This window comes from Limnothrix sp. FACHB-406 (assembly GCF_014698235.1).
Taxonomy (GTDB): domain Bacteria; phylum Cyanobacteriota; class Cyanobacteriia; order CACIAM-69d; family CACIAM-69d; genus CACIAM-69d.
The window spans coordinates 258,038-273,717 of sequence record NZ_JACJSP010000005.1; the positions used below are offsets into that span (position 1 = coordinate 258,038).

At 55.8% G+C, this 15,680-nt stretch carries 15 protein-coding genes; 6 read left to right on the plus strand and 9 right to left on the minus strand.

The window, feature by feature from the left end; translation table 11 throughout:
* The first annotated feature begins 132 nt into the window (after nt 1-132).
* A complete protein-coding gene (locus H6G53_RS07750) occupies nt 133-1,368 on the plus strand; it encodes an LL-diaminopimelate aminotransferase (protein WP_190531826.1) in 1,236 nt (411 codons plus the stop codon).
* A 66-nt stretch (nt 1,369-1,434) separates the two neighbouring features.
* On the opposite strand, the gene H6G53_RS07755 is transcribed toward H6G53_RS07750, so the two are convergent.
* From H6G53_RS07755 to H6G53_RS07770, 4 genes are all read right to left on the minus strand, one after another.
* The gene (locus H6G53_RS07755; RefSeq protein ID WP_190531828.1) at nt 1,435-1,944 is read right to left on the minus strand and encodes a DUF2442 domain-containing protein; all 510 of its coding nucleotides are present in this window, start codon (nt 1,942-1,944) and stop codon (nt 1,435-1,437) included.
* A gap of 2 nt (nt 1,945-1,946) precedes the next feature.
* Nucleotides 1,947-2,258 (minus strand): HigA family addiction module antitoxin, encoded by a 312-nt coding sequence (locus H6G53_RS07760; protein ID WP_199309161.1) that lies wholly within the window; start codon nt 2,256-2,258, stop codon nt 1,947-1,949.
* A complete protein-coding gene (locus H6G53_RS07765; RefSeq protein ID WP_190531831.1) occupies nt 2,258-5,701 on the minus strand; it encodes a HEAT repeat domain-containing protein in 3,444 nt (1,147 codons plus the stop codon). Before H6G53_RS07765 ends, H6G53_RS07760 begins: the two co-directional genes overlap by 1 nt.
* 143 nt (nt 5,702-5,844) lie before the next feature.
* Complete coding sequence (locus tag H6G53_RS07770; RefSeq protein ID WP_190531833.1) at nt 5,845-6,273, minus strand: nuclear transport factor 2 family protein; 429 nt, start codon at nt 6,271-6,273, stop codon at nt 5,845-5,847.
* Between H6G53_RS07770 and H6G53_RS07775 the strand changes: the two genes are divergently transcribed.
* The 3 genes from H6G53_RS07775 to H6G53_RS07785 all read left to right on the plus strand — a co-directional run bounded on the left by H6G53_RS07775 (nt 6,272) and on the right by H6G53_RS07785 (nt 9,552).
* On the plus strand, nt 6,272-6,538 hold the full coding sequence (locus H6G53_RS07775) for a hypothetical protein (protein WP_190531835.1): 267 nt from the start codon (nt 6,272-6,274) through the stop codon (nt 6,536-6,538). The genes H6G53_RS07770 and H6G53_RS07775 overlap by 2 nt on opposite strands.
* A 556-nt stretch (nt 6,539-7,094) precedes the next feature.
* The gene (locus H6G53_RS07780) at nt 7,095-7,562 is read left to right on the plus strand and encodes a DUF1824 family protein (protein WP_099535102.1); all 468 of its coding nucleotides are present in this window, start codon (nt 7,095-7,097) and stop codon (nt 7,560-7,562) included.
* Between the two features lie 4 nt (nt 7,563-7,566).
* Nucleotides 7,567-9,552, plus strand: coding sequence for a metallophosphoesterase (locus tag H6G53_RS07785; RefSeq protein WP_242030805.1), 1,986 nt, complete (start codon nt 7,567-7,569; stop codon nt 9,550-9,552).
* Between the two features lie 102 nt (nt 9,553-9,654).
* Here the strand turns inward: H6G53_RS07785 and H6G53_RS07790 are convergent, their stop codons facing one another.
* From H6G53_RS07790 to H6G53_RS07805, 4 genes are all read right to left on the minus strand, one after another.
* Nucleotides 9,655-10,056 (minus strand): hypothetical protein, encoded by a 402-nt coding sequence (locus H6G53_RS07790; RefSeq protein ID WP_099535100.1) that lies wholly within the window; start codon nt 10,054-10,056, stop codon nt 9,655-9,657.
* Nucleotides 10,057-10,497: 441 nt separating this feature from the next.
* On the minus strand, nt 10,498-11,937 hold the full coding sequence (locus H6G53_RS07795) for an NAD(P)(+) transhydrogenase (Re/Si-specific) subunit beta (RefSeq protein WP_190531837.1): 1,440 nt from the start codon (nt 11,935-11,937) through the stop codon (nt 10,498-10,500).
* 461 nt (nt 11,938-12,398) lie between these two features.
* Nucleotides 12,399-12,677 carry an NAD(P) transhydrogenase subunit alpha gene (locus H6G53_RS07800; protein WP_099535096.1) on the minus strand — a complete coding sequence of 93 codons (279 nt, stop codon included), beginning with the start codon at nt 12,675-12,677 and terminating at the stop codon, nt 12,399-12,401.
* The gene (locus H6G53_RS07805; protein ID WP_099535094.1) at nt 12,674-13,846 is read right to left on the minus strand and encodes a Re/Si-specific NAD(P)(+) transhydrogenase subunit alpha; all 1,173 of its coding nucleotides are present in this window, start codon (nt 13,844-13,846) and stop codon (nt 12,674-12,676) included. Before H6G53_RS07805 ends, H6G53_RS07800 begins: the two co-directional genes overlap by 4 nt.
* Before the next feature lie 486 nt (nt 13,847-14,332).
* Here H6G53_RS07805 and H6G53_RS18955 point away from each other — a divergent pair, with 486 nt between their 5' ends.
* Entirely contained in the window at nt 14,333-14,461 is a 129-nt protein-coding gene (locus tag H6G53_RS18955) for a hypothetical protein (protein ID WP_255512348.1), read from the plus strand.
* A 34-nt stretch (nt 14,462-14,495) separates the two neighbouring features.
* Nucleotides 14,496-14,837 (plus strand): DUF3082 domain-containing protein, encoded by a 342-nt coding sequence (locus tag H6G53_RS07810; RefSeq protein ID WP_190354865.1) that lies wholly within the window; start codon nt 14,496-14,498, stop codon nt 14,835-14,837.
* 75 nt (nt 14,838-14,912) lie between these two features.
* Here the strand turns inward: H6G53_RS07810 and H6G53_RS07815 are convergent.
* Nucleotides 14,913-15,680, minus strand: a 768-nt coding sequence (locus H6G53_RS07815; RefSeq protein ID WP_190531839.1) for an RNA-guided endonuclease TnpB family protein, incomplete at its 5' end; no start/stop codon positions are given.

Sequence of the window (15,680 nt, forward strand, 5' to 3'; positions counted from 1 at the left end):
TTGTAGCGCTTTGCTTATGGAGCGGGGTTTCGGCGGGATTTTCTGCCCCCGATCGCCAGAAGATCCCGCCAGGGCCGTAGGCTGGTTAGACACCAAAATTCTTGGGATTTTCGCAACCCCCAGGGGCAAACCATGGCCAGAATTAACGACAACTACCTGAAGCTAAAAGCCGGTTATCTGTTTCCCGAAATCGCCCGCCGGGTGAACGCCTTCGCCGCCGAGCATCCCGACGCGCCGATTATCCGCTTGGGCATTGGCGACGTGACTGAGCCGCTGCCGGAAGCCTGCCGCACCGCCATGATCAACGCGGTGAACGACATGGGCGATCGGGGCAGCTTCAAGGGCTATGGCCCCGAGCAGGGCTACGCTTGGTTGCGCGAGGCGATCGCCCAGCACGACTTCCAAGCGCGCGGCTGCGATATTGATGCCTCGGAAATCTTCATCTCCGACGGCTCCAAGTGCGACTGCGGCAACATTCTGGACATCTTCGGCCACGACAACACGATCGCCGTTACCGATCCCGTCTATCCGGTCTATGTGGACACCAACGTGATGGCGGGTCACACGGGCGACGCGAACGATCGGGGCGAATACGGCGGCTTGGTTTACCTGCCAATTTCCGCCGAAAACGACTTCACCGCCCAAATCCCCAGCGAAAAAGTCGATCTGATCTATCTCTGCTTCCCCAACAACCCCACGGGAGCCGTCGCCACCCGCGAGCACCTGCAAGCCTGGGTCGATTACGCCCGCAGCCACGGCTCGATCATCTTTTTCGATGCCGCCTACGAAGCCTTCATCACCGATCCGGCAATTCCCCACTCGATTTTTGAGATTGAAGGGGCCCGCGACTGTGCGATCGAGTTCCGTTCCTTCTCCAAAAACGCTGGCTTCACCGGAACCCGTTGCGCCTTGACCGTTGTGCCCAAAACCCTGAAGGGCCAAACCGCCGACGGCACGGGCGTGGATCTGTGGAGCCTGTGGAACCGTCGCCAATCCACCAAGTTCAACGGCGTGTCCTACATCGTCCAGCGCGGGGCCGAGGCGGTCTACTCACCCGAGGGGCAAGCCCAAACCAAAGCCCTGGTGAGCTTCTATCTGGAAAACGCCCAAATCATCCGCGAGAAGCTGACCGAAGCGGGTTTGGCGGTCTATGGCGGCATCAACGCGCCCTACGTGTGGGTGCAAACGCCGAACGGCCTGTCGAGCTGGGATTTCTTTGATAAGTTGCTGCACACCTGCAATGTGGTGGGCACGCCGGGTTCGGGCTTCGGTGCGGCGGGCGAAGGCTATTTCCGCATTTCGGCCTTCAACAGCCGGGCCAACGTGGAAGAAGCCACACGCCGGATCGTGGAAACCTTCAAGGCCTAATCGCTAAAACCGGTCAGGGACGCAGGGGAAAATCGGTCTCCCGCGTACCCTGCAAAGGATTACGAATTAAGCCGCATGAGACGTGGCGGGGGTGATGGGCAACGGTGAACCGTCGGGTAGTAGAACGGGTTGTTCAAGAGCTGCTTGAAGCGATCGCGCCAAGGCTTGAAGTTCATCCAGGCTATTGGCTTTGGGTTGAATCACCGCAGTGGTATCGATCTGAAGGTTGCCCATGCCATCGTCAAAAACTGGGCAGATTTGATAGCGATTGTCTTGGAAGACAACGCGATAGCTTTTGGTGGTGGTTGGTGACGTTGCGCTTGTTTTTTGACCGATTTGGTACAGGAATTCCGGGGCAAAATCTGCACCATTGGGCCAGGCGATCGTGTGGGTTTCTGGGTCGATCGCCACTTGCTGAAAAGCAGCCAGGGATTTGAGGGGTTCAAAAATTCCCCCGTAAAGTTCAGCTTCTAGGTCAACCCGTACCGTTTCTTGATTATTGAAAATCAGTTCTAATTCATAGCCTTGCAAGTGGCGAACTTTTGTAATTGCTAGAGATTGAGGTGCTGTCAACATGGCTAGTTGCCAGAAGTTGGGGCGAAGATTTTGACTTCGGTTTCGAGGTGATCGCGGAGGGTTTGTTTCAGGGTTTCGAGATCGTAGTGAATTTGTAGGTTCAGCCAAAACCGTTCCGAGAGACCAAAGTAGCGGGACAGGCGCAGGGCAACTTCAGGCGAGATTGATCGCTTCCCACGGGCGATCGCCCCAATAACTCGTACCGAAATCCCAGTTTCAGCAGCAAGTTTGGTGTAGGAAATTTTCAGCGGCCGCAAAAAGTCCTCTAGCAAAACTTCGCCAGGGTGAATAAAGTTTTGTTGATTGATTTCCATCATTCCCCTTGCGATTGAGAATTAATTTCAGCGAGTTGTTCAGTGGCCCATTCGCGTAAGAAATCGTCGGGGTCATTGGCAGCGCGATCGCGTAACAAATCAATCACCTGCGGATTCTTGGGCGCAATTTCTAACAATCCCTCAAGTGCTGTTTGACGCACATCATTATCCTCATCGGATCGTGCGCGGTCTTGCAGCAAGAGTAAGGTGTCAGGGTCGTCTTTCCAGCCCTGAGCCAACTCCCGCAACACTACTCGCCGCGTAAACCAGTGCTCATCGGACTGTGCGCGATCTTGCAGCAAAAGTAAGGTGTCGGGGTGGTCTTTCCAGTCCCGAGCTAACCCCTGCACCGCTGCTTCACGCACATCTTCGTCCTCATCGAATCTTGCGCGGTCTTTGAGCAAAAGCAAGGTTTCAGGGTCGTCTTTCCATCCCTGAGCCAACTCCCGCACCGCTGCTTCACGCACACGCCAGTTCTCATCGGATCTTGCGCAGTCTTTGAGCCAGCGCGAGGTGTCAGGGTGATCTTTCCAATCCCTGATCAACTCCCACATCGCTGCTCGCCTCACAACTTCATGCTCATCGGATCGGGCGCGATCTTTGAGCAAAAGCAAGGTTTCAGGGTGATCTTTCCAGCCCCGAGCCAACTCCCACATCGCTGCTCGCCTCACAAATTCATGCTCATCGGATCGGGCGCGGTCTTTGAGCCAGGGCAAGGTTTCAGGGTCGTCTTTCCAGCCCCGAGCCAACTCCCGCACCGCTATTTGCCGCACACCCCTGTCCTGATCGGATCGCGCGCGGTCTTTGAGCCAGGGCAAGGTGTCGGGGTCGTCCTTACAGTTCCAAGCCAACACATACACCGCTACTTGCCGCACACCCTTGTCCTGATCGGATCGCGCGCAGTCTTTGAGCAAGAGCAAGGTGTCGGAGTCGTCTTTCCAGCCCTGGGCTAACTCTTGCACCGCTGCTTGCCGCACACCACTGTCCTGATCGGATCGCGCGCGGTCTTTGAGCCAGGGCAAGGTGTCGGGGTTGTTTTTCCAGCCCCGAGCCAACTCCTGCACCGCTGCTTGCCGCACAGCCCAGTTCTCATCGGATCGGGCGCGGTCTTTGAGCCAGGGCAAGGTGTCGGGGTCGTCTTGCCAATGTTGAGCAACACAGCGCAAGGCTCGATCTCGCACCTTCCTGATGCGTTGATTGAAGTCCCAATCTTCCTGAGAATCAACCTCACGAAGCGCTCCCCATGCAGTCAACGATCGCAGCCGTTGCAACAGATCCCGATCCAACTCAGCAATTGACGATCGCTCCGGTAACTCCGCCCAACAATCCGCTGCCAAGAAGAGATTGGCAAAGTCAGCTTTTTCACTGGTTGCACGATCCAGTTGCACCAACAAGGCGATCGCCTGTTTCGCAAACCCAATGGGCAACTGACTCGCCAACAAAATCAACACTTCTCGCCAGGCATCATCATTCCAGTGCTGCCCAAAGATAGTGTGAATCAAATTATCCGTTGAAATCGCATTTTGGCTGCCTGAATCCCGTTGATTAAACCGCTCCCAAATCTCCGTCGCGCAGAAATATTCCAAAAAGGTGCGATGCACAAAAGCGTAATAGCCCGTCCCTGCTGAACAAAGCGTGAAGTTTCGCACCCGCAAAGCATCAATCAACGCTTCAGCCCACCCTTCGGGATTGGGCAGCGACAAGGTGCGTAAATAATCCGCCACGATCGCTTGCAAATCCGATTGAGCAATTAAATTACCCTTCAAGCCGCCATCGGTATTCTGCAAAAAGAACGCCACCTGCCGCACAATTTTTTGCTTTTGATTCAGGGTGAGCTGAATGTCCTGACAGCGATCGGGCAGCTTTTTGTGCTCCACATCCCAGTCCCGCAGCAACAGATCAGTGGCTTGGCGATAGAACTCCAATCGCTCATCCGGGAGCCGCGATTTGCGATTCAAAATACACATCATCGTCAGCATCAACGGATTGCCCGCTAACTCCCGAATCGTTCGACCTCGGGCGATCGCGGCGCTCATCCGATCTCGACAGCGATCGCGATCGGCTTGTTGGCCGTCTCCAAAGGTTTCCTGATGCCAGCGATCGCAAAAATCCTTGATTTGCTGATCATCGAATTCTTCGAGCAACCAATGCCGAAACCCGTGATTCGTGAGTGATCGCGCATAGTTTTGGTAGCCATAAACCCGCGATGTCACAATAATTTTGGCCGCAGGATAGTCATGCGCTAATCGGCAAATTTCCCGAATCACTTCATCTCGCCGCGCCGGTTCAAACACCTCATCCAATCCATCAAAGAGCAGCAGCACCCGCCCAGCGCTCAACCAGTCATGCAACTGGGATTTATTCAACCGATCCAAGACATTGCCTGCATGGAAATAGTCCAAAACATCCAAGGACGCTTGGCGCGATAATTTCCGTAACTCCACAAACAAGGGCAACGGCCGCAACAGCAACTGATCCGATGGCTGGGTGTGATTAGTTTTAAATAGTTCATTTTCATAGGTCGCCCAATCCAACGCCAAATATTTGAGCAACGTGGATTTTCCTGACCCCGGATCGCCCAAAATCACGAACAAGTTCATGTCCGGACTCTTAACCAATTCCACCACGGATTGCGGCGCTTGGTTGCGATAGAGATCCCGTAATCGCTCCTGCTGGTTTTCGTCGAGTTCTTCCTTCAGCAAGCCATATTGCCGCAGCAATTCCTTGGGCGCTTTGTCCAGTTGCGGCAAATATTCCCCACATTCCCGCGCCCGTTGCGGCAAAAACACTTGCCACAGCTTCACCGAATAGGCTCCCCCATCGGTGGCCAACTGGTCGAGCGGCAAAACCTCATGGTCGGTTTGGAGCGATCGCGCATAGGCCAACAGGTCAAAATCCACGATCGGCCCCAGCGAGCCGCGAACCAAATCACGGGTTTCCGCCACCCGCTCGAACTGGGCGATCGCCCGCAATTTCTCATCCGCCCCAATCAACTCGCGGGTGTATTTCTGATAGCGCTTGGCGATTTTTTGCCAATTAAATTCTGGGGGTAAGGGCTTGAGCTTCAGGGCTAACCAGCGATCGGCCCAAACCACCGGATCGACTTGCCCCTCATCCGCGAACGCACTCCCCAACGCCCCCGCCACCGCCGGATCAGCAATCAACCGTTTCAGCGATTCGGTATAAGCCTGAACCCGCTCCAGCTCATCATCACAGCAATCTTCAAGCTCTCGCTGTATCAATTCCAAAAAGCCTTTAATCGCTTTGCCCGTCGCCATTTCCAGCGAGTCGGGCCCAAAGCGATCGACTAGTCCTTGCAACCGCCCCTTAAAAAAATCCTTGACGTAATCTTTGAGCGTGTCCTTGGCCAGGTCTTCCATCACTGCGCCAAAGACAAACCCCACCGTCTGCGTCACGCCCCAGATTACTAACCAGTCCACCATCGGAGTCTCACAAAGGATGATTGGCTACATCAATTATGCGCGATCGCCCTGCGAGGAAACAGATGCACGCTAGAGCCGATCGACCGTCAGGCCAAAAGGTTGGGAGATGGGTGGGTTTTGCAAGATTTTTGGACAGGGCAACATCAGCCCGATCGTTCCCAGCGGAACTTGCGATCGGCCTCGGCGATCGGCACATCGTTAATGCTGGCTTCCCGACGCTGCATCAAGCCGTTGGGCGCAAATTCCCATTGCTCGTTGCCATAGGCGCGATACCACTGCCCCGAGTCCGTGTGGTATTCATACTCGAACTTCACGGAGATTCGGTTATCGGTGAAGCTCCAGAGTTCCTTCTTGAGGCGATAGTCCAGCTCATGATTCCACTTGCGGGTCAGGAACTCGCGGATTTTGTCCCGTCCCGCAAAGAATTCCGATCGATTGCGCCAAACCGAATCTTCCGTGTAAGCCAGCGATACGCGCTCCGGGTCGCGGGTGTTCCAAGCATCTTCGGCGGCTTGCACCTTGGCGATCGCGGTTTCGCGGGTAAACGGCGGCAGGGGCGGACGACTTTCCATGGCTGGAACCCTTATGCGGTCACTTCGTAACGACAGTGGGAGCGGGTGGCGGCTCAAAAAATTCCCAAAAAAAATGCAGAGATCCGACAGACGAATCTGCCAGGTCTCCGCAGCGGTGACACATCTCTCCACTACTCTTGCTTATATTGTTGCCTTGAAAGGGGAAAAAGTTCCAGCTTTTCTGAAAAATTTTTTTGCCCTGTCGAATTGCCCTGCCGAACTGCTCTGCCCGATCGCGCTGTGCATCACCCTTGATAGCCACTGAGAACGATTGTGCTTGGTATGATTTGCTTCATTGAGCAATCAAGCGCTTTTGAATGCTGATGCGGGAAAATGTTGTTTTAGCTTGAATTTTCCGTATTTTAGAGATTCTTTGCTGCTTCAAGGGATATGTATCTCTTGTTACTTGTGCCAGCAAAACACATTGATTGTTGCCGGATTTTTAACCGTCACATTTCCGGAATCAGAATTGAACAATCACGCTAGGGCCCTATTTCTCAGTGGAGGTTTCAGCGCAATTCTCCATGGGGTTGTTGCTAGCTGGGTGGGGCAAGATGGAGATGGGGATGAGAATTGGCCAGAATTTTGATCAGGATTGGCTCTAGCTGGTTTCCGGCCCTACGCTACGATTTGGGATCCCGGAATGGATTGCGACAGATGGGGGGGGAGCAACCATCGGGGAGCGATCGGGTGGCTTCGTTTGCAGGTTGGGTCATTTTTGGGCAACTTTAAGCGGATCGAATCCCGGATTGCTTGCAGTCTTGATTGCTTGCGGTGAAGTTTGCGGTGAAGTTTGTGGACAAGGGAAACTCTGGATTGCTATGGACAACTCAACTCGTCGATCGGATGCGTTAGGAACCAATGGGGCGGGAACGGCTCCCCTGTCGTTGCTGGAAGCCCAAAAGGTTTTGGCGGTGTTTAACTGTTTGGAAGAAGCGCCCAGTCTCTCGGAGAGTCAGCAGGCGATTATTCGATCGGCTCTGCGGACGGTGGTTCAGGAGGCGGACTGCGTGATTTTTGGAGTTTGTGCGGATTCGATCGCTCAAGGGTTGGCGGCTGTGCGGGCCTATGGGGCTGGTTTGGATCGTGAAGTGCCGCCGGAGCCGGAACGGCGGGGGGTGGCCAATCCGGAACAGCCGATTTATATCAAGTGCAACACTAACTCTCTGTTGTTTTATGCGGAACCCTACCAGGGTGAAAATCGAGGGGTTTTGGTGTCCTGTCAGTCCCATGTGGATGAGGAATTGAATGCGATGTATGGCCACCTACCCTTAGATTTGTTTGCCTAGGGCGATGGGGCGACCAAGGGGACGGTGGTTGAGCGATCGCGCCCGGGGGCTTGGCCGGTGGCAACGGATCCGGCAACTCCCGAGAATGGTGCGGGGCGGTGGCGTTTGGGGGCTGCTGTTGGTGTTGCTGGCGATCGGGGGAATGTTGGCGCTGAAAATGCCGCCCGCTTCGGGATCCGCAGCCCTGCACCCGCTTTCCCAGTGGTCGGCCCAGTTATCCGAGGGGGATGCTATGGAGCTTTTGACGGATCCGTTTTTGCAGTTGCCGGGGTCGGACTCGGTGCATGTGGTTTGGTTCACGGAATTGCCGGGCGATCGCCATTGGGTGGATTGGGGCGATCGGCTTGATCGGCAGGCCTTGGCCCAAACCCGCCGCTTGACTCGTACCCGTGAAGATGGCCAATCGCGACTGCCGGAGCGGGTGGCGGCCCAGCGGCCCGAGGGGGTGAAGGTTTGGGAGCGGCCCATTTGGCGACATGAGGCGATCGTGTCGGGGCTGTTGCCGGGCCAGTCGGTTCCCTATCGGGTGACGAGTCAAGGGGGCGATCGCGCCGTCAGTAGCGGAGTGTTTCGCCTGTCGCCCCAACCGCTGCCGGGCCAACCGCTGCAACTGCTGTTGACTTCGGATCATCAACTGAAGCCAATGGTGGCGGCCAACTTGCAACAGGTGGTGGCCACGGTGGGCCGGGTGGATGGGGTGTTGTTTGCGGGGGACTTGGTGAATGTGCCCGATCGTGCTTCGGAATGGTTTGACGATGGGGGCGGTGGGGCGTTTTTTCCCTGTTTGCAAGGACGAGCCAATCGATCGCTCCAAGGTCACACCTACCAAGGCGGGGCTATTTTGCAGGAGGCTCCCCTGTTCGCGGCCCTAGGCAACCACGAGGTGATGGGTCGGGTGGGGCGGGCCCAAGATCTCAACCGGGAATTTTATGACACCGTGCCTCGCTGGGTCGTGCGACAGGGGGCCGCGCAACAGGGGGCTGCGCAACGGGGAGCGGGCGATCGGGTCTTAGGTCCGGCTTCCGGCGAAGTTTCAGGGGCAACGTCGGGGGAAACACCAGGGGCTGCAATCGGCCCGGCCGCCTTGGCGGATCAATCGTTCAACACGCGCACCTATGAGGAAATTTGGACGTTGCCGACTAACGATCGGGGCGAGGGCAATTACTACGCCGTCAGCTTTGGGGATCTGCGGTTGGTGGTGTTGAACGTGACCCAAGCTTGGCGATCGCCCATTTTGACGGCGAAGTTCGGCGGCCGCTTCCACGAAGGCCAGCCCCAAAGTCCGATCGATTGGGGTTGGGGTCAGCATATTTTTGAATCGATCGCCCCGGGGAGTCCGCAATTTCAGTGGCTCCAAGCGGAATTGGCCGGCGAGCCATTTCGCCAAGCCAAGTATCGCGTGGTTATGTTTCACCACCCGCCCCATACCTTGGGGGATAACAGCGTGCCGCCCTTCACGGATCCCATCCAGACGATCGAGCGGGATGACCTGGGCCAGGTGATGGCGGTGAAATATGCCTATCCGCGCGATCAAGATGTGATTGCCCAATATTTGTCCCCCCTGCTGGAATCGGCGGAGGTGGATTTGGTGTTGTATGGCCACTCGCACCTGTGGAATCGGTTCCGCCGTGGCCGCACCCATTACCTGGAAACGTCGAACGTGGGCAATAGCTATGGGGCGGCCTGGGGCGATCGGGGGCGATCGGGCATTCCGCCGGAGGGTAGCGGGTTTGAGCGATCGGACTATGTGGCGATCGGGGATCCTAATGGATTGCCCCCAATTGTGCCCTCGATCGCTCCTTTGATTGATCCCTTGGATCAAACCCCTCAGCCCTACTTGGCCAGCAACGAAATCACCGCCTTCAGTATTTTGGACACGGCTGCCGGAACGGTCACTAGCTATGTTTTTGACCCCAGAAAGCCGGAGCAACCCGCTCAACCGTTCGATCGGTTCACGATTGGGGCCCCGGCTAACGAGGGAGACCGTTGAGGAGCGAGTTGCTGCTCACGGGATCAACTTGATTCGCTCAGTCTGATTAATTCAAGCTGATTAATTCAGTCCGGTTAGCTCAGGTTGACTGGCTCAGTCTGGTTAGCGAGTACCAAACACCCGTTGCACACAGGTACGCGCAATTTGCATCATTTCCGGCGGCAGCTCATTGCTGTTCGATTGCTGCATCCGTTGGTAGAGATTCATGGTTTGCTGCAAGGTATAGCGCGACTGGAATTCCGCCAAGGAGCATTGGCAATATTGCGTAGCCTGCTGTTGGTTAAACTGACCCGATTGTTGAGCCGATCGGGTGCAGCTTTGCAAAAAGGCGCGCGAAAATTCTGGCGGGTAAGCATTGCGCTGGGTCAGGCTCCCGATCGACTGGCGATCAGTCTCGATCGGCTCTGCGGCTTGGGCGCTCAAACCGGACGCAAGGCCCAGGGCCACAAAGCTCCCTACGATGGTCAACGATTGCAGCGCCTGGGTCGGAAAGTTACGTTTCATAGTGTCGTGGTTGTTTGAAATCAGCAGCCCACAGCCCACACCGCCAGCCCATCTTGCAAGACACACTAGCGGGCCTGAGCAAAGCTACCCTCAGTCGATTTCAACCTTTGCATAGGTCAAGCCGAACGATCGGGAAAGTTGCGGGATCGTGATTGATCGCTCAAGCTCTCCAAATCAGTTCGGCTCATAATGGGAGCGGCGATCGCCCCCATGTGTTGATTGCCCCATGCACGGGTTGAGTTAACTGATTAAATTAAAAGACTCATCCCCGCACCCATGGGTTGCAAGCTTTGAATGATTCAAGTTCTGGATGATTGCGAAGGCCCATCTGGAGTGCAGGTTGCAATTGACATCACAAACCCGCATAACCGGCCCGCACAACCAACCCGCACTCCGAACCTGCTTTTCAATCCCAATCGGGGATGATGGTCTGTTTAATTCCTAGCTCAGTTCCTTAACGCTGGCCACCAGCTCAGACACTTTTTCTTTTGCACTGCCAAACAGCATCATCGTTTTGTCTTCATAGAAGAGCGCATTATCCAAACCGGCAAATCCGGGGTTCATGCTGCGTTTAATCACGATCGTGTGTTTGGCGCGATCGACCTCCAGAATCGGCATTCCGTAGATCGGGCTTTGGGGATTGTCCCGGGCATCCGGGTTCACCACATCATTGGCCCCAATCACCAGCGCCACATCCACCCGTTCAAAGTCCGGGTTAATGTCGTCCAGGTCGCACAGTTGGGAATAGGGCACGTTGGCTTCCGCCAGCAACACGTTCATGTGGCCCGGCATCCGACCTGCCACCGGGTGAATGGCATAGCGCACATCAACACCCAACCGTTCGAGCTGATCGGCCAACTCCCGCACGGCGTGCTGGGCTTGGGCCACCGCCATGCCATAGCCGGGCACAATCGCCACCGATCGGGCATAGCCCAACATCATGGCGCATTCTTCCGGGTCGATCGAGCGCACCGTGTGGGAACCCGCATCGCTGCTGCCGCCGTCGTCCGTGGCCGTGCTGACGCTGCCAAAGGCCCCAAAGAGCACATTGGTCAGCGATCGATTCATGGCCTTGCACATGATTTGGGTCAGGATCAGCCCCGAAGCGCCCACCAGCGCCCCGGCAATTACCAGCATTTCATTGCCCAACACAAAACCCGCCGCACTGGCCGCCAGCCCGGACAGGGAGTTCAGCAGCGAAATCACGACCGGCGTATCAGCACCCCCGATCGGCAACACCACCAACACCCCCTGCACCAGGGAAATGCCCGTCAGCAGCCACAAAACCGTCAAATCGCCCGGGTGAATCAGCAAATAAGCACCGCTGGCCACAAAGCCCAGCAGCAAGCCGAAATTCACCGGTTGTTGCAGGGGGAAAGTGATGGGTGCGCCGGTTACCAGTCCCTGCAACTTGGCAAAGGCCATGAAACTGCCCGTGAGGGTCACGCCCCCAATCAGCAGCCCGGCAATGACGGTCACGGCCGTGTCGGTGGGAACCGGTGCGCCCGTGTTCACAATCCGCCAATATTCCGCCGCTGCCACCAGGGCCGAGGCCGCGCCGCCCAACCCGTTCAACAAGCCCACCATCTGGGGCATGTCGGTCATGGCAACGCGCTTGGCGGCAATCAGACCAACCACCGATCCCGCCACCAGGGTGGCCAAGAGTGCCCCGTAGTTCACGGCGGAGCGATCGAGCAGGGTCACCCCGATCGCCATGGCCATGCCCACGGCCGCCAGCCAGTTGCCCCGGCGAGCGGTGGCGGGCGATCCCAACATTTTGATCCCCACAATGAACAGGGCCGCAGCGGCCAAGTTGCTTAGCCGGGCGATCGTTGTCCACCATTCAGCGGGCAAAACACCCGATACAAGTCCATCGATCATTCCTTATGTCCTCGCCCTTTGGTCTCAGGATGCTTCAAAATTCCAGCCTTTCATTGAGCCAAGCGTTGAATGAAGCGTTGAACGAACATTGAGTTAAGTCTTGAATTGAACCCTGGAATTTAAATCCGGAATTGAACCCCGGAATTCAACCTTTGGTGATCCCCTGCATCAAACCCTCAATTACATCCTGAATTTGTATCGGCTGACTTCGATTGGCCTTTGCTCCCGATCGCTTGCCCATTTTGAAGATGAAAAATAGCCATTGGGCGATGGAACAGTTGGACAATCGAGTCAGGCGATCGGTTTAGGAAAGGGTCATTACTGGGGAATTTGGAGGTTGCTTCTCAGGTTGTCTTCAAGCCTTTTCAAGTTCAAGCCTTTTTCAGGCCTTTTCAAGTTCAAGCCTTTTTCAGACCTTTTCAAGTGGCTGCTTCAAGTGGCTGCTTCAAGTGGCTGTCAGGCTATTTCTTAAACATTTGCAGCATTCGATCGGTCACCCAAAAGCCACCAACCACATTCACCATGGCCAGCACAATGGCCACCAAGCCCAGAATGGTGGGGCCGCTGAGTTGTGCTGCGCCGCCGGCCAAAATTGCCCCCACCACGGCAATTCCAGAAATGGCATTCGCACCGGACATCAAAGGGGTATGGAGCGTGGGAGGCACTTTGTTGATGATTTCAAACCCCACAAAGGAGGCCAAAACAAACACCACCAAACCCGTTACCAAGGTTTCACTCATGAGGCCAACACCATTGATTCAGCCGAAGGGGTTTCTGAGAGCGTGGCGACCAAATTTCGCACCCGATCGTTGCGAATTTCACCGCCGTGGGTGATGCAAACCGCATCCAAAATGTCATCGGCAAAGTTGAACACCGGTTGCCCATCTTTGATTAACCAGTCCAACAGGGCCGAACAGTTTTTGGCGTATTGCATACTGGTGTGGGTGGTGACCGTGCTGGCCAAGTGCATCGGGGCCAAAATTTGCACCCCATTCACCACATGGTCATGGCCCGGTTGACTGCATTCACAGTTACCGCCCTGTTCTGCGGCCAAGTCCACAATCACGGAACCGGGCTTCATTTGGGCCACGGTGTCGGCGGTGACCATGATCGGGGCACGGCGGCCGGGAATTTTGGCGGTGGTGATCACCACGTCAGCCCCGATCGCCCGTTCAGCCACGGTGGCTTGAATCCGAGCTTGCAAATTATCGGAAACCGCTTTGGCATAACCGTTTTGCCCGCTGGTTTCTTCCTCGATCATCATTTCCACAAACCGGGCCCCGAGGCTTTGCACCTCGTCGCGGGTTTCCGGGCGGATGTCAAAGGCTTCCACCACGGCCCCCAATCGGCGGGCGGTGGCAATCGCCTGCAACCCGGCCACACCCACACCCAACACCAGCACCTTGGCCGGCGGAATGGTTCCCGCCGCTGTGGTCAACATGGGGAAATATTTGGGCAGGGCCGCCGCCGCCAACAGCACAGCCTTGTAGCCGGCTGCGTTGGCCTGAGACGAAAGGGCATCCGCCACCTGAGCACGGGTGCTGCGGGGCACGAATTCTAGGGAAATCGCTGTGATGCCCCGTTCTGCCAGGGTTTTGATGGACTGAGGGCGATCGAGCGGCTCCAAAAAGCCCATCAACATCGATCCCGATTTCAGCCAACCCAGTTCCTCATCGGTGGGGGGCAAAACCTTCGTCACTAAATCCGACGTTTGCCACAGTTGAGCGCGATCGCTCGTCACTGTTGCGCCCGCCGCTTCATAGGCCGAATCCGTAAATCCTGCGCGTTCTCCCGCGCCGGTTTCCACGGCAATCGCTAGCCCTTTTTTGACCCAACGAGCTACCACGTCGGGAACCAGGGCCACGCGCCGTTCATCCAGCGCCACTTCTTTCACAACCGCAACTTTCATACGCGTTCGCTTCCGCGCAACTGCTTGCATCCTAGGCCGATCCCCCGGTTGCGATCGGAATTTTCAACTTGTCTTATCGATCGCGCGATCGAGTGATGACATTTATAACAACTTGCCTAAAGGAATTTGTTGTAATTTCGTGGGCTTCCTCAAGAACGCTCATCGCCTTGAGAGATAAGCTTTTCCCTTTCTTTGAAGAAAAACAATCATCGTCAAAACCACTTCATTAGAGGAAAGGATTTTGCGGTGACTTTATTCCAGCAATTCTTAAGAACATCTTTAGGGAATTGCTAGGTAAAAATAGGGATCAAATGCCCAAGGCGTTTGATTATGCTGAAACTTGATTTTGAAAAATTTAAAATGAAGACGGAGCCTCTTTTTGATCCCATAGAAAACTTGATGAAGTTTCTGGGTTTCTTCATGAAGTTCTGCAACTGGCTTGTAACGAGCCAGGGGAAGTAACCCAGCTATCAGGGAGAGAATGGGTTGCCGTCTGGCCCCCGATCGTCTCGAATTCACCCCAATTCACTCTGCCCTGATACGACTGAAGGGGAAATTTCCCCGATCGCCCCGGGATCTGCCTTTGCGCGGTGGGAACGACCCGATCGGCTGTAAATTAAGGGGAGTCAGCGTTTAGCGCCGCCTTGCCATGACCTCCAAACCCAACCCCAAAACCAGCAAAACCACCCCCGAAACTCCCGCCAAGAAAATGCCCTCACCCCTGGATTGCCTGGGGGGTTCCGGGATTTCGGCGGCGATCGCGGTGGGAGCCGGCGCACTGACCTATAAAATTGCCCAAACCTTTGCCGCCCACCCGATCACCAGCACCAACCGCCTCACCCTCAGCATTGGCGGTGCGGTGCGTACCTTGGTGGTCGGGGTGGGAACCCTGGGAACCTTTGTCTTTAGCTTTGTGGCCCTGGGGTTGTTGGCGCTGATGGTGCAGCTTTGGGTGCAGGGAAACCGGGGCGATCGGCCCACCGATGCTTAGGAGCACTTGCTTAGGCGCACAAGCAGTAGAAATCATTGACATCCTCCCCGTCCTAAAGGAGCGGGGATTCCGGCCCTAGGCAAACAACTGAAGTTGCTCGACTAGACCACGGGTTGACGCTTCATCGGCTGCTACCAGCGAACTGGATTTACGCTGGCCTCCACGTCCGTTTTGAGTCTCGGACTGCCCGCCCGCGACTTGGATATTGATGGCGGCATTCACATCGCGATCGTGAATTGCCCCGCATTGCATACACACCCACTCGCGCACGTCAAGGGTTTTCTTGCCACCCAACTGGCCACAAGATGAACAACGCTGGCTAGTCGGTTCCCATCGACTGATCACCTGGAAATCCCGCCCGTAGCGGATCGACTTGCCCTCGATCATCTGTCGGAAGCTGTACCAGCCAGCATCAGAAATCGCCCGCGCCAACTTGCGGTTTTTGACCATACCCGACACATTCAAATCTTCCAGAACGATCGCTTGGTTCTCGCGAACGATCCGGGTCGATAACTTGTGCAGGAAGTCAGTTCGTTGATCCTTGATGCGGGCGTGAATCCGGGCCACCTTGCGTCGGGCTAGATATCGACGCTTGCTGCCCTTAACCTTGCGGCTGAGGGATTTTTGAGCACGGCGCAATCGCTTGAGGGATTTAGCCAACGGCTTGGGACTTAGTACCTTTTCACCCGTGGACAGGGTGGCGAAGGTGGTCAAGCCCAGGTCGATCCCCACTCCATCATTAATAGCCTTCAGAGCGATCGGATCCACTTCACAGACAAACGACGCAAAGTAGCGATCGGCTGCATCCTTGATGATCGTCACTGATGATGGATCGGATGGCAG

Bases quoted from the DNA above. Each gene is read 5' to 3' on its own strand.
- H6G53_RS07750 (WP_190531826.1), top strand. From the start codon at position 133: ATGGCCAGAATTAACGACAACTACCTGAAGCTAAAAGCCGGTTATCTG.
- H6G53_RS07755 (WP_190531828.1), bottom strand. From the start codon at position 1,944: ATGTTGACAGCACCTCAATCTCTAGCAATTACAAAAGTTCGCCACTTG.
- H6G53_RS07760 (WP_199309161.1), bottom strand. From the start codon at position 2,258: ATGGAAATCAATCAACAAAACTTTATTCACCCTGGCGAAGTTTTGCTA.
- H6G53_RS07765 (WP_190531831.1), bottom strand. From the start codon at position 5,701: ATGGTGGACTGGTTAGTAATCTGGGGCGTGACGCAGACGGTGGGGTTT.
- H6G53_RS07775 (WP_190531835.1), top strand. From the start codon at position 6,272: ATGGCTGGAACCCTTATGCGGTCACTTCGTAACGACAGTGGGAGCGGG.
- H6G53_RS07770 (WP_190531833.1), bottom strand. From the start codon at position 6,273: ATGGAAAGTCGTCCGCCCCTGCCGCCGTTTACCCGCGAAACCGCGATC.
- H6G53_RS07780 (WP_099535102.1), top strand. From the start codon at position 7,095: ATGGACAACTCAACTCGTCGATCGGATGCGTTAGGAACCAATGGGGCG.
- H6G53_RS07785 (WP_242030805.1), top strand. From the start codon at position 7,567: ATGGGGCGACCAAGGGGACGGTGGTTGAGCGATCGCGCCCGGGGGCTT.
- H6G53_RS07790 (WP_099535100.1), bottom strand. From the start codon at position 10,056: ATGAAACGTAACTTTCCGACCCAGGCGCTGCAATCGTTGACCATCGTA.
- H6G53_RS07795 (WP_190531837.1), bottom strand. From the start codon at position 11,937: ATGATCGATGGACTTGTATCGGGTGTTTTGCCCGCTGAATGGTGGACA.
- H6G53_RS07800 (WP_099535096.1), bottom strand. From the start codon at position 12,677: ATGAGTGAAACCTTGGTAACGGGTTTGGTGGTGTTTGTTTTGGCCTCC.
- H6G53_RS07805 (WP_099535094.1), bottom strand. From the start codon at position 13,846: ATGAAAGTTGCGGTTGTGAAAGAAGTGGCGCTGGATGAACGGCGCGTG.
- H6G53_RS07810 (WP_190354865.1), top strand. From the start codon at position 14,496: ATGACCTCCAAACCCAACCCCAAAACCAGCAAAACCACCCCCGAAACT.